Genomic DNA, 12,711 nt, shown 5'->3' with positions numbered 1-12,711 from the left:
GGACTGGTGCACCCTTGGGCGGGGCGACCCTGGGGTAGGACGTCGCGGTGGCCGCCGCGAGGCCGGCGGCATCGGCAGAGTCGGCGGTGTCGGCAGAGTCGGCGGGACCGGTGGAGTCGGGCGCGCCGTCCCCCACCCAGCTGCCGCCGGAACGTCCCGGGGCGGCGTCCCAGCGGCCGTCGACCAGCTTCTTCTGGACGACCAGTGCACCGGTGAGGACGGCTGCGGCCACGAGCAGGATGACCACCAGGCCCCACACACCCGCGGGGGCGTTTCCGATGAGCAGGCCGAACCATCCGAAGTCCGCGTCGCCGAAGGTGGTGTTCTCCCCGGAGAGGTCGCCGAGTACGTTGATGAGGAAGGCGGGCAGGATCGTGATGATCACGCCGTTGGCGAAGGCGCCGGCGACGGCACCCCGACGTCCACCTGTGGCGTTGCCGTACACACCGGCGGCACCACCGGTGAAGAAGTGGGGCACCAGCCCCGGCAGGATCAGGGCGGCGCCGAAGGCGGGGTTCAGCCAGGTCGACAGGACGACCAGGGCCACCAGTCCGCCGGAGAAACTGGAGATGAAGCCGATCAGCACGGCGTTCTGGGCGTAGGGGAACACGATCGGGGCGTCCAGTGCGGGGATCGCGCCCGGGACGACCTTGGCGGCGATGCCCTGGAACGCGGGGACGAGTTCGCCCAGGATGGTGCGGACACCGAAGAGGATGACGGCCACCGCCACCCCGAACTGCAGCCCCTGGGTGACCGCCTGCATCAGGTAGTTGCCCAGGTCCGTGGCGACGGAGTCCTCGCCGAAGGCGGTGAAGGCCTCGTCCTGGCCGGCACGGGCCACGTACAGGATCGCCAGGACCAGGTACATCAGCACCATGGACAGGGCGGTGGCGACCATGGAGTCGCGCAGGAACCGGAGTCCCTCGGGAACCTTGACGTCCTCGGTGGAGGCGGACGCCTTGGCGCCCTTCCCGCCGACCGCCTTGCCGACCGCGCCGGCGGCGATGTATCCGGCGGTGCCGAAGTGCCCGATGGCCACGGAGTCGTCACCGGTGACCTTCCGGGTCCACGGGTGCGCCAGCGCCGGCAGGGAGACCATGAGCACGCCGAGGAGGACGGCGCCCAGCCCGACGACGATCCAGCCCGCGTAGTCGGCGGTGACCAGGATGATGGTGATCATCGTGGCCATGAACAGCACGTGGTGGCCGGTGAGGAAGACGTAGCGCAACGGCGTGAAGCGCGCGAACAGGAGACTGACCACGTAACCGAGGATCATCAGCCAGGCGACCTGGGAACCGAACTCCTCCTGGGCGATGCCGGCGATGGCCTCGTTGGTGGGAACCACACCGTGCATGCCGGTCGCTCCCTCGATCATCACCCCGAGCGGGTCGAGAGAGGCGGTGACCAGGGTGGCGCCGGCACCGATGAGCAGGAAACCCAGGATCGCCTTGATCGCGCCGCCGGCGACCTGACCGACACTGCGGCGCATGGCGACCAGGCCGATGGCGGTGAAGATACCGATGAGGAACGCCGGGACGGCGAGGATCTCGTTGACGAGGAACTGCGGGACGGCGAGCAACCAGTCCATGATGTCTCTCCTTTACAGTGCGTACAGGGCGCGCAGCGCCGCATCGACGTCGCGGGTGCTGGTGAAGTTCTCCACGACGTAGACCGGGACACCGGGGTCTCCCAGGGTCTTGGCGATCTCGCCGGAGGTGAGGATGAAGTCCGCGTCCTTCGCCTTGCCCTTCGCTGAGATGGTGTCTGTGGCCTCCACGGAGACCAGTGCATCCCACCCCCACCGCTTCAGGACGTCCTCGGTGGTGTTCTTCAGGAACAGGCTCGTACCCAGCCCGTTGCCGCACACCGTGAGGATATGGTTCCGTGAGTTCCCGCCAGGGTAGCGGCCACCGTCGGACGAGGCGGCGGAGGACGGGGCGGCGGCCGTCCCGTCGCCGTCGTCCCGGCCGTCGAGGATGCCGAGGATCTCCGCCGGGCTCCCGGCGGTGTCGAGCCGCCGACGGGTCGCCGGCTTGCCGATGACCTTGGCGAGCTGCGCCATCGCCCGGGTGTGGGTGGTCGCGTCCGTCGCGGCGAGAGCCACCACCAGGTCGACGGGGTCGTTCTTCCCGTGCCCGAACTCCACGGGGCGGGACAGGCGGACCCAGCTCATCGCGGTCTCGTGCACCGCCTCGCTGGGTCGGGCGTGGGCGAAGGCGAAACCGGGGGCGACGACGATGTAGGGGCCGTTGTCCACCACGGAGTCCACCATCGCCTGCGTGTAGGCGTGGTCGACCGAACCGGTGTCCTCCAGGAGCTTTCCGGCGCAGGTCACGGCTGATGTCCAGTCGTCCACGTCGACGTCGAGGGCTATCCGGTTCTCGGACAGGAGGGAGGTGAGGGTGCTCATGGTGAACATACTATCGGTGGCAGGACGGCCCGTATAGACCCGGCAGGTACCCCGGTCGAACAGGTGTTCCACCGCAGACCGGGGGTCGGCCGTGCTACAGGGCAGGCCGGGGGAGCCGTGTCCGTTCGGTGTTCGATTCGTGTCCGTTCCGAGTCCGGACCGTGTCCGGACCGTGTCGTAGGCTCGGAGAGACATCACCGTTCGAGGAGGACACCGTCGTGGACCGAGACAGCCGATATTCAGCGCACAACCCCTACAGTCGTCCGGGCGGGGGAGTGCCCGAGGACGTCGCGTCCTATATCGGCACCACCGCGTTGGACCCGCGGGAACGGCTGAGGAAGTACCGTCCGACCGTGCTCAAGAGGATCAGTGCCTGGACCGGGGTGGTCCTGGGCGTTCTGATGGTGCTGACCGTGCTGGCCCCGGAGAGCCAGGACGTACTTGCCGACGCGTTGCTGAGCACCGGCCTCGGAACGATGATGTTCGCCCCCGGCATCTACTGGATCCTCTGCAACCGCAGGGACGCCCGGACCCTCTCCGAGTGGGCGCGTGCCCACCAGGAGTACCGGGCCAACTGGGAGCTTCTCGCCAAGGACGAGCAGGCGGTGTTCGCCCCTCCCGAGGAGCTGCCCGTGCTGCCGTTGCGCCGGTGGAAGACCGTGGCGGCGGTCATCATTCTGGGCTTCCTGGTGGCGATGGCCGGGTCGATGCTTCTTCCGGAACCGTCGGTGGCGTGAGTCGTGGGACGTTAGGATCGCGTCCATGAACCATCCTCTCACCGGAGTCACCGTCGTCTCCCTGGCCGTGAATCTTCCCGGCCCGGCCGCGGCGCGTCGGCTCCGCCTCCTGGGCGCGTCCGTGACGAAGGTGGAGCCGCCCTCCGGTGATCCGCTGGCGTTGGCGGCGCCCGACTACTACGAGTACTTCACCCACGGCCAGCGCAGGGTGACCCTCGACCTGAAGACCGGGGAGGGGCAGCGTGAACTGCACGGCCATCTCGACGAGGCCGACCTGCTGCTCACCTCCCACCGCCCGCGGGCACTGTCCCGCCTGGGTCTGGACTGGCACACACTGCACGGGAAGTACCCGCGACTGTCACAGGTGGCGATCGTCGGCAGTGCCGGAGACGGTGCGGACACCCCGGGGCACGACCTGACCTACCAGGCGCAGGCCGGGACGATCGCCACCACCGGGGACGGGCCGGTGATGCCCACCCTGCCGTTGGCTGACCTGGGTGGTGCCGAACGTGCCGTCGCTGACGGGGTCGCCGCGCTGTTCCGTGCCCGGAACACCGGTGAAGGAACGTACGCGGAGGTCGGGCTGGCCGAGGTCGTCGATGATTTCGCCGCGTCCCGACGGTTCGGGCTGTCCGGGCCCGGTACCCCGCTCGGGGGCGGGATGCCGCTCTACGGCCTGTACCCGGCCCGCGACGGCCACGTGGCCCTCGCAGCCATCGAACCCCATTTCGCCGTGGCGCTGGCGGCTGAGCTGGGACTGGACTCGCCGTTCGAGGTCACCGCCGAGGCGCTGACGGACTTCTTCGCCGCCGAACCGGTCGGACACTGGTCCGCGTGGGCGCAAGAGAAGGACATCCCGCTCGCCGTCGTCCGGGGCGGGTGACCCTGCCGGCTCAGGTCTCCCGGCGGTAGGCGCTGCGCGGCGCGACGTCCAGCCCCGCCGCCCGCTCTGCGGCGCGGACGGCGGCGAGCTCCGGGCCGAGGGCGTCTTCCGCGACCGGCCGGAAGCCGAGCCGGCGGTACCACGGTCCGTTCCACGGCACGTCGGTGTAGGAGGTCAGCGACACCGCGGGGAAGCCCCGGTGCCGGGCATGGTCCACCGCCAGGGAGACCAACGCGGCCCCCAGCCGACGACCCCGGTGTGCCGGATCCACCGACACCTGTTCGATCAGCAGGTCGCCGTCGGCGGTGCCCACCCACAGCCATGCGGCGAGTTGCGCCGGGCCGGACGCGTCATCGACGACCAGGACCCGCCGGGCGGTGACGGCGTCGGTGAGCTCGACGACCCCCGGTGGTTCATCTTCGGCCACCACGTCGAGTCCCACGGAGCGGAAGGGTTCACCGGCACGTCGTTCGAGGTCGCGGATCGAGGGGACGTCGTCAGTGTCGGCGACACGGACGGGACCCGGGGCGGACTCGCCCAACGACCTGCTGAAGCTGCCGCTGAAGGCGGCGGAGGGCGTGTCTACGAGACCGGGGCGGTCTGGGCGCCCGGGGCGTAGGGCTCGGTGTCGCCCACGGTGTCCGGGGCCCCCTCGGTGCCTGCGACGGTGCCGGCCTCGGTGGGCTCACCGGACTCGCTGGCGGGGGCGGAGGTCGTCGGAACGCCGGCGCCTTCGAATCCGCTGTCCGGGGTGACTTCGGTGGACGGGGCGGTCCGTTCGCTGTCGTTCTCGCTCGGCGGCTGGCAGGCGGTGGCCCCCAGTGCCAGAACAGCGGCAGCGAGCAGGGCAGTGGTCCGGCGGGTGCGGGTCATCTCGTCTCTCCTGAGTGAGTCAGCAGTGGATCAGCAGGAGGTGGTCACGTCCTCCCGTGTGTACTCGACATCGAGCATAGTGGGTCATACCTGCGGGCTGGTACACGGGCGACCTCCGCTAGGGATAACATGGGGTGCCTGGACGCCCCGGACCGTATCTGACGTGCCCCGGACCGACCCCCGGGCGGGGGTCACGGCGGCGTGGACCACCGAACAAGGAGAGACGCATGAGCAGCAGCCACCGACGTTCCCGGCGACCCGCACGCAGGGCCTGCCTCCTCGCGCTGGCCGGTGCGCTGGCCGCAGGTGGCGGAGCCGTCGTCGCGGCCCCGGCGGGCGCTGACCCGGTCCTGCCGTCGGTCAACACCCGTACGTCCGTCGCCGTGAAGTCGCCGGTCTACAACGGTGGGACCGCCAATGCGGGGGAGACCCGTCCGGGTCTGTCGATCGTGAAGCTGTACATCGTCGACTACGCCCTGCGGCACGGTGACGGTTCCGCCTCCGACCGTGCACTGGCCGAACGTGCCGTGCGTGCCAGTGATGACGCGGCGGCTGCCGAGCTGTACGCCAAGTACCCCAACAGCATCGACGCGACCGCCCGGGAGTACGGGTTGACCGCGACCCGGGGAAACGCGAACTGGGGCTACTCGAAGACCTCGGCGGCCGATGCCGCCTCCTTCCTGAGGGCCAAGCAGCTCAGGGACCCGTCGTCGCCGATCCTGCACTGGATGGAGACCGCGGAGCCGGTCGCCGCGGACGGTACGCGGCAGAACTGGGGGACCGACAACCTTCCCTTCGTCACGGGCACCAAGTGGGGCTGGTCGGACGAGGGGCCCTCCGTCGTGGCCAGCGCGTCGGTGGGTGGCTCGCTGTTCAGCGTCGCGGCGATCACCTACGGCTCCCCGGAGGAGCAGACCGGTGATGTCCTGGCCTACCTGCCCCCGTTGCCTGCCGTGCCGGGGTCCGCTCCGTTGTCGCGGTAGGCGGCGCCGTGGTGGGGTAGTCTTCTCCTGAACCGGACACGGTGACGAGGACCGTGTCCAGAAGGGTGCCCAGATGGAAAGGACGTGGCGATGAGCCGGAACGGTCGCTGGGGCGAGCAGGGGGACGGCGGGCGTCCGGAGGACGAGACGCCGACGACGGCGTTCGGCCGACCGGGGGATGTACCGCCGGACGAGAATCCGACGACGGTGTGGTCCGGTCGCGCCCCGGGGCAGTCGCCGGAACCACCCCGGTACCGGCACGGCAACGCCGACGAGACGCAGGTCATCCCTCCTGCGGGGCCGAACTACGAGCAGCCCCGGCAGCCCCGGGAACAGTACGGCCAGTACAGCCAGTACGACGGGTACGGTCAGCAGGGGCCTGCGGCGGGGTACGGGGAACCGTACGGCGGGCAGCGGTACGGCGCTCAGCCGGAGTTCGGTGCCGACCAGGGTCCGGGGAACCAGGGCGGCAGGAAGCGACGTGGTCCGTTGGCGGTGATCCTGCTGGTGGTCGCAGCGCTGGTCGCCCTGGCCCTCGTGCTCGTCATCTTCGTGTTCGGCGGCGACGACGACAGCACGCCCGCACCCACGTCGACGACCAGGCCCGCGCCGGAGTCCTCGCCGGAGGAGACGACGCAGGACGACCCCGCCGCGCCGCCGTTCGAGCTGCCCAGCGACATCCAGATCCCGTCGGACCTGGAGGATCTGCCCAGCAACCTCCCGGAGATCCCCTCCCTGGACCCCGGTATCGAGGACCAGCTCAACGACACCCTCGACCAGCTCCGCGAGCGGCTCGGCTGACCGGCGCCCGAGCCCGGGCCGGAGGTGTACGGGCGGGTACCACCGTCCAGCAGGTATGACTGGGGGGTATGAGTCCACACGCACAGTCCCTGAACATCTACACCTCCCGGTTCCCGCTGCCTGAGACGAGGGCGGCACTGGAGGACGCCGGTGCGGTCATGGTCGACGACCTCGCCGACGCCGACGCCTTCGTCTGCCACGGCGTCGCCCCGGAGGATTTCCCCGAGCTCCCCGACAGGGTGACGTGGGTGCAGCTCTGCCAGGCGGGGATCGAGGGCTACGTGGACGCGGGGATCATCACCCCCGGTCCGCGAGAGGACCGGCGCTGGTCCAATGCGTCAGGGATCTACGGCCGTCAGGTCGCCGAGAGTGCGGTGGCACTGCTGCTCTCGGTCACGCACATGCACAAGAAGGTCGCGCGGGCGGCCAGCTGGTCGGTCTGGCCGGAGGTCGACGAGGGCACCCGGTGGTTGAACGGTGCGACGGTGGCCGTGGTCGGGGCGGGAGGCATCGGCCGCCACCTCATCGAGATGCTGGCACCGTTCGGGGCGCGGGTCGTCGCGGTCAACAGGACCGGGGAACCGGTGGAGGGTGCGGCGCGTACCGTGTCGATCGACCGGTTGACGGACGCGGTGTCGGCGGCGGACCACACGGTGGTCGCTGTCCCGCTGACAGCGGACACCGAGGGGTTGTTCGGCGCCGGGGTCTTCGCATCCTTCCGGCCCGGTGCCACGGTGGTCAACGTCGCCCGCGGGCCGGTGGTGGTCACGGACGACCTTGTCGCGGCGTTGGAGTCGGGCCACCTGGGTGGCGCTGGGCTGGACGTCACCGACCCTGAACCGCTGCCGGACGGTCATCCGCTGTGGGACATGGACAACGTCACGGTCACCACCCATTCGGCGAACACCAGGGCGTCGATGGACGCGCAGTTGGCCGGGCCCGTCGTGGAGAACTACACCGCGTTCCTTGCCGGTGAACGGATGCCGACGGAACTGGACCCCGGCAAGGGCTACTGACAGGGGGTGCCGACCGCCGCCCGCGCCGGGTCAGGCGGCCCCCATGCCGCGGATGTAGGCGGTGGCCATCCGCGCCTGGATGCGACGTCCCACCGCGCCGCCGAGGCTGGTGACCAGACGTCCGGGACGGGAGAAGGCGCTCACCGTCGCGGTGACGGTCCCGTCCTCGTTGAGGGCGACGCCGAAGTACTCCTCGCCGCACTCGACGTGGCCCGGCAGTGTCCCGTACACCAGGCTCGACGGGCCTGCGGTGAGGACCAGGCACGGGGAGTCCAGGGGAGTGAGCAGTCCGCGCCCCGGGGTGACCGTCACCAGGTCGCCGGTGACCAGCGGCGCCTGCGGTGACAGTGGTGTTCCGTGGCGGTGCAGCGGGGCGCCGGCGAGATGGTGCGCCCGTCCCGAGAACAGGTTGGCCAGCGCCCGGTCACGGTCGGCGGTGCCGTGGCCGATGACCCGGCTGTGGCTGAGGTGGTGGAAACCCTCCCGGTGGAGCCGGCTGAGCAGCGCGGGCCGGGCGTCGATGTCGTGGATCGACGCGGACAGGCCGGTGAGGTCGCCGGGGTAGGTCAGGTCGCGTTCCGACGGAGGACGTTCCGGGGCGCGCGGCGGGGTGGACGGACGGCGTAGCGGCATGGGGTCTAGGGTACCGGCCCAGGACGGCACGGGTACTTTCCGATGAGAGAGCATATGTGTCCCGGACACGATACAATCCCCTCATACCATTCCCGGCCCCCAGCGAAGGGACAGTACGATGCGCAGAAGAACCACCACAGCAGAACCGTCCGGTGGCCGTCCGCGGCGCTCCGTCGCCAGGATCCTTTCCGCCGGGGCGATGGCTGTCGCGCTGGTGACCGGTGGTTCGGCCCTGGCGCTCCCGGCGACCGCCGCGGCAGCGACGTCGACGCACGCCGGTGACGGCATCATCATCACCACGGCCGACGGCGGCGAGTCGATCTGCACCATGAACTCGGTCGTCGAGCGCGACGGCACCTTCTACGGGGTCACCGCCGGCCACTGCCTCAACCCGGAGGAGCTCGGCTCTCAGGTGGTGAAGGTCTCCACGAGGGACGGCCGTCTGCTGGCGGACTCCGGGGACGTCCAGGCCGGCGGCGTGGTCAGGGGCGGCACCGCGAACCCGTTCGACCCCCAGGCCGGGCTCGACGACTTCGGCTGGTTCCGCCTGGATGAGTCGGTGACCCCCGACCCCGGCCAGGTGTCGAGCACCGCCGACACCGGTTTCCCGATGCTGGACGACCTCCTGCGTGGCGGCAACCAGCCGTTGGGGGACCCGGTGCCGGTGAGCCGGAACCTGGTGGGCAGCATCGTCTGCAAGGACGGCACGATGTCGGGCAGGACCTGTGGTCCGGTCCTCGCGGTCAACTCCGACACCGAGGAGATCACCGCACTGATCCCGGCGATCGGCGGCGACTCCGGCAGTCCCCTGCACGTGTCGGGCAGGGACGGCAAGCGGCACGTCGTGGGCACGCTGTCCAACGGCACTCCGGTGCTGTTCAACACCTTCGACGGCACCCGTCAGCACCTGAACCGAATCTGAACCCTTTCCGGACAGAGATTCCAGCGGCCTGTCAGGGATCTCCAACGTGGGAGCCGTACTGTCGGAGACATCGCCACCACACGTGGTGAGGTGGTATCCAGGACGGTCGTCGCGAAAGGACTCTCGTATACGGCAGCTGAGCATTCTCCTCTTGAAACGTCAGCAGGACACCCCCGGTTCGTCAGGAGCCGGGGGTTTCCTGTGTCCGGGGACACGGGCAGCACTTTCTCGGTACACTCGGGATCCTGTTGTCCACTGACCTCTACCAACCGGGTCAGCCGGCGCCAGGTTCGGCCGGAAGACCCGGGGGAACCGGACCTGACGTGACTTCCTCCACCGACAAATCTGCGGCCCGTTCTGGGGCCCGTTCTGGGGCCCGTTCCGGGGCCACCGACGGCGCCGGGGCGACAAGCGACCAGGGGGAGGAGGTGACCGGGCGGGGGCCTGACAGGCTGGTCCTGGGGGTCTCCGCAGGATTCATCGTCATCTTCGTCGCCGTGTGCGTGGCCTTCGGGCCCCGGGCCAGGGACACGTTCTCGGTGATCTCAGGGTGGCTGATGACCAACCTCAACTGGCTGTACATCGCCGGCGTCACCGTGGCGCTGCTCTTCCTCGTGGCCCTGGCGTTCAGCCACTTCGGGCGCATGCGGCTCGGCCCGGACGGGGAGAAACCCGAGTACTCGCTGACGAGCTGGTTCGCGATGCTGTTCGCCGGCGGGCTGGGGAGCGTGCTGATGTTCTGGGGGGTGGCGGAGCCGATCAACCATGCGGTGAACGTCCCCATGCAGAACGAGGAACCGATGTCCCACGAGGCGGTGAACCAGGCCATGGGGTTCACGATGTACCACTTCGGCATCCACATGTGGGTGATCTTCGCCCTGCCGGGGCTCGCCCTGGGATACTTCATCTACAAGCGGAATCTCCCTCCCCGGGTCTCCTCGATCTTCGCGCCGATCCTCGGCGGCGCCATCTACGCCTGGCCCGGGAAGCTCATCGACGCGCTGGCGATCATCGGCACCGTCTTCGGTATCGCGGTCTCCCTGGGGCTCGGCACCCTGCAGATCGAGTCCGGACTCGGACGGGTCTTCGGTGTCGAGGGGTCGACGCTGCTCCTGGTCGGGATCATCGTCGCCATCGTCGCGCTGGCCAGCTGGTCGGTCGCCGCGGGCCTGGACAAGGGCATCAAGAATCTCTCGAACATCAACATCGTCATGGCCGTCGTGCTGATGCTCTTCGTCCTGGCCACCGGGCCGACGCTGATGCTGCTGCGGGGGACGATGGACACCGCCTCCCTGTACGCGGAGTGGCTCCCGAGGCTGATGTTCTGGTCGGACGCCGACGAGATCACCGTCGACGGGTGGCAGGGCACGTGGACGGTGTTCTACTGGGCGTGGACGATCTGCTGGTCGCCGTTCATCGGGATGTTCGTGGCGCGCATCTCCAAGGGCCGTACCGTCCGTGAGTTCGTCGGCGGTGTCCTGGCACTGCCGGCGTTGTTCATCCTCGTGTGGTTCGCGGTGTTCGGTTTCGCCGGTCTCAACGCCGAGCGGCAGGACCCGGGCAGCATCTCCGGTCCGGTCGTCGAGCAGGGGGACGCGGCGGCGTCCCTGTTCATCCTCCTGGACACCCTGCCCTGGACCACGCTGGTCAGTGGCTTCGCCCTGGTCGTCGTCGCCATCTTCTTCGTCACCTCGATCGACTCGGCCGCGCTGGTGACCGACATGTTCGCCGTCGGGGAGGAGAACGTGACCCCGACCTACCAGCGGGTGCTGTGGGCGGCGTCCATCGGGGCGGTGGCTGCGGCGATCCTGGTGATGTCGCCGCAGGCGGGCATCGAGGCGTTGCAGGAGATCTCCATCATCATCGGACTGCCGTTCTTCCTCATGTTCTTCGTGATGATGTACTCGATCCTCAAGGGGATGAACAACGACTACCACGCACGGCCGGAGCCGAGGACACGTCAGTGGGAGAAGACCGACAGCCCGGAGGCGTTGGAGGAGAACGAGCGCAAGCCCGCACCGGGGTACGACGAGACCGGTGACGAGCTGCCCACGGCGATCTACGACGAGGAGGGGAACCTGATCGTCCCGGGCAACATCATCGTCGCCGGGGACGTCGGCGTGGTCGGGGATATCGGCACGGCCGACCCGGACGACTACGGGGCCTTCGCGGACATCGACCTGCCCGACGGGGATAGGGAAGGGTGACGTTCGTCCCCGGGGGTGACCCCCGTTACACTAAGCAGATATAACCGCATACCAACTTTCAGGAACATGAGCGCGAAGGAGAACACCATGGTTCAGCGTGTAGGCGTTATCGGGGCCGGCCAGATGGGCGGCGGCATCGCCGAGGTCGCGGCGAAGGCAGGAAGCGACGTCCTGGTGTGGGAGGCCAAGCAGGAGGCACTGGACTTCGGCAAGGCGAAGATCGAGAAGTCCCTGGCCAAGGCCGTCGAGCGCGGCAAGCTCAGCGAAGAGGACCGCGACGCCGCCCTGGGACGGCTCACCTTCACCACCGCGCTCGAGGACTTCGCCGATCGTGAACTGGTCATGGAGGCGATCATCGAGAACGAGAAGATCAAGAAGGACGTCTTCGCCAAGCTCGACGCCATCGTCGAGGACAAGGCTGCACCGCTGTGCTCCAACACCTCCTCGCTGCCGATCCAGGCGATCGCCTCGGCCACCGAGAACCCCGGCCGGATCATCGGTCTGCACTTCTTCAACCCGGTGCCCGTACTGCCCCTGGTGGAGGTCATCCCCGCGCTGACCACCGACGAGGCCACCGTGGAGACGGCGCGCACCTACGCCACCGAGGTTCTGGGCAAGACCGCGATCCAGGCCAAGGACCGCTCCGGCTTCATCGTGAACTTCCTCCTGGTGCCCTACCTGTTGTCCGCCGTGCGCATGGTCGAGCAGGGAGTCGCCACCAAGGAGGACATCGACACCGGTATGAAGCTCGGCGCCAGCCATCCCATGGGCCCGCTGACCCTGGCCGACATGGTGGGCCTGGACACCTGCGCGTTCATCGCAGACGTCATGCACGAGGAGTTCGGTGACCCGTCCTACGCCTGCCCGCCGCTGCTGCGCCGGATGGTCCAGGCCGGCCACCTCGGACGCAAGTCGGGCAAGGGTTTCTACGACTACGCATAGATCCCTGCACGTGGTGTGAGTTGTCGCTACAGTCGGTGGGGCACACCTTTTCCACACCACCGTGAAGGAGATCCGCATGTCAGGGTTCGACGACATCAGGAACAAGGCTGAGGACGCCGCCGGTCAGGCCAAGGAGGCCGCCGGTGACGCCACCGGCAACGACGACCTGAAGAACGAGGGCAAGGCCGACCAGGTCAAGTCGGATGCCAAGCAGAAGTTCGAGGACGTCAAGGACAAGGCCTCCGACAAGGCCAACGAGGTAATCGGGAAGTTCAAGGACAACTGACCGGGCTCTCCGCCCCGC

The 12,711-nt window shown here is 69.0% G+C and carries 14 protein-coding genes; 9 read left to right on the top strand and 5 right to left on the bottom strand.

Annotated elements, in window-relative coordinates:
• Both Q0A34_RS05280 and Q0A34_RS05275 read right to left on the bottom strand, forming a co-directional pair.
• The coding region (locus Q0A34_RS05280) for a PTS ascorbate transporter subunit IIC (protein WP_291478962.1) at positions 1-1,588 on the bottom strand (1,588 nt) is incomplete at its 3' end.
• A 12-nt stretch (positions 1,589-1,600) separates the two neighbouring features.
• Positions 1,601-2,410 (bottom strand): PTS sugar transporter subunit IIA, encoded by an 810-nt coding sequence (locus Q0A34_RS05275; RefSeq protein ID WP_291478961.1) that lies wholly within the window; start codon positions 2,408-2,410, stop codon positions 1,601-1,603.
• Positions 2,411-2,628: 218 nt separating this feature from the next.
• Here Q0A34_RS05275 and Q0A34_RS05270 point away from each other — a divergent pair, with 218 nt between their 5' ends.
• Positions 2,629-3,147 carry a hypothetical protein gene (locus Q0A34_RS05270; RefSeq protein ID WP_291478960.1) on the top strand — a complete coding sequence of 173 codons (519 nt, stop codon included), beginning with the start codon at positions 2,629-2,631 and terminating at the stop codon, positions 3,145-3,147.
• A gap of 25 nt (positions 3,148-3,172) precedes the next feature.
• Positions 3,173-4,030, top strand: coding sequence for a CoA transferase (locus tag Q0A34_RS05265; RefSeq protein ID WP_291478959.1), 858 nt, complete (start codon positions 3,173-3,175; stop codon positions 4,028-4,030).
• A 10-nt stretch (positions 4,031-4,040) separates the two neighbouring features.
• Here Q0A34_RS05265 and Q0A34_RS05260 read toward each other — a convergent pair whose 3' ends face one another.
• Together Q0A34_RS05260 and Q0A34_RS05255 are read right to left on the bottom strand one after the other, a co-directional pair.
• Positions 4,041-4,571 carry a GNAT family N-acetyltransferase gene (locus Q0A34_RS05260; protein ID WP_291478958.1) on the bottom strand — a complete coding sequence of 177 codons (531 nt, stop codon included), beginning with the start codon at positions 4,569-4,571 and terminating at the stop codon, positions 4,041-4,043.
• 41 nt (positions 4,572-4,612) lie between these two features.
• Entirely contained in the window at positions 4,613-4,903 is a 291-nt protein-coding gene (locus tag Q0A34_RS05255) for a hypothetical protein (RefSeq protein WP_291478957.1), read from the bottom strand.
• A gap of 227 nt (positions 4,904-5,130) precedes the next feature.
• On the opposite strand from Q0A34_RS05255, the gene Q0A34_RS05250 reads away from it, so the two are divergent.
• The 3 genes from Q0A34_RS05250 (at position 5,131) to Q0A34_RS05240 (ending at position 7,703) form a co-directional block, all read left to right on the top strand.
• Positions 5,131-5,886, top strand: a complete 756-nt coding sequence (locus Q0A34_RS05250; RefSeq protein ID WP_291478956.1) for a hypothetical protein — start codon at positions 5,131-5,133, stop codon at positions 5,884-5,886.
• A gap of 90 nt (positions 5,887-5,976) precedes the next feature.
• Positions 5,977-6,687: a hypothetical protein gene (locus Q0A34_RS05245; RefSeq protein ID WP_291478955.1), complete on the top strand. Its 711-nt coding sequence runs from the start codon at positions 5,977-5,979 to the stop codon at positions 6,685-6,687.
• A 68-nt stretch (positions 6,688-6,755) separates the two neighbouring features.
• Positions 6,756-7,703: a D-isomer specific 2-hydroxyacid dehydrogenase family protein gene (locus tag Q0A34_RS05240; RefSeq protein WP_291478954.1), complete on the top strand. Its 948-nt coding sequence runs from the start codon at positions 6,756-6,758 to the stop codon at positions 7,701-7,703.
• A gap of 30 nt (positions 7,704-7,733) precedes the next feature.
• Here the strand turns inward: Q0A34_RS05240 and Q0A34_RS05235 are convergent, their stop codons facing one another.
• Positions 7,734-8,336, bottom strand: coding sequence for a DUF1990 domain-containing protein (locus Q0A34_RS05235; protein WP_291478953.1), 603 nt, complete (start codon positions 8,334-8,336; stop codon positions 7,734-7,736).
• Between the two features lie 118 nt (positions 8,337-8,454).
• On the opposite strand from Q0A34_RS05235, the gene Q0A34_RS05230 reads away from it, so the two are divergent.
• The 4 genes from Q0A34_RS05230 to Q0A34_RS05215 all read left to right on the top strand — a co-directional run bounded on the left by Q0A34_RS05230 (position 8,455) and on the right by Q0A34_RS05215 (position 12,693).
• Positions 8,455-9,258, top strand: a complete 804-nt coding sequence (locus tag Q0A34_RS05230) for a hypothetical protein (protein ID WP_291478952.1) — start codon at positions 8,455-8,457, stop codon at positions 9,256-9,258.
• Between the two features lie 428 nt (positions 9,259-9,686).
• Positions 9,687-11,465, top strand: a complete 1,779-nt coding sequence (locus Q0A34_RS05225; protein WP_291478966.1) for a BCCT family transporter — start codon at positions 9,687-9,689, stop codon at positions 11,463-11,465.
• A gap of 87 nt (positions 11,466-11,552) precedes the next feature.
• On the top strand, positions 11,553-12,407 hold the full coding sequence (locus Q0A34_RS05220) for a 3-hydroxybutyryl-CoA dehydrogenase (RefSeq protein ID WP_291478951.1): 855 nt from the start codon (positions 11,553-11,555) through the stop codon (positions 12,405-12,407).
• A gap of 76 nt (positions 12,408-12,483) precedes the next feature.
• Positions 12,484-12,693, top strand: a complete 210-nt coding sequence (locus Q0A34_RS05215) for a CsbD family protein (RefSeq protein WP_291478950.1) — start codon at positions 12,484-12,486, stop codon at positions 12,691-12,693.
• Positions 12,694-12,711: the final 18 nt, after the last annotated feature.

The sequence above is a fragment of the Corynebacterium sp. genome (assembly GCF_022712195.1).
Lineage (GTDB): Bacteria > Actinomycetota > Actinomycetes > Mycobacteriales > Mycobacteriaceae > Corynebacterium.
This window is presented reverse-complemented; position numbering and strand designations above follow the sequence as displayed.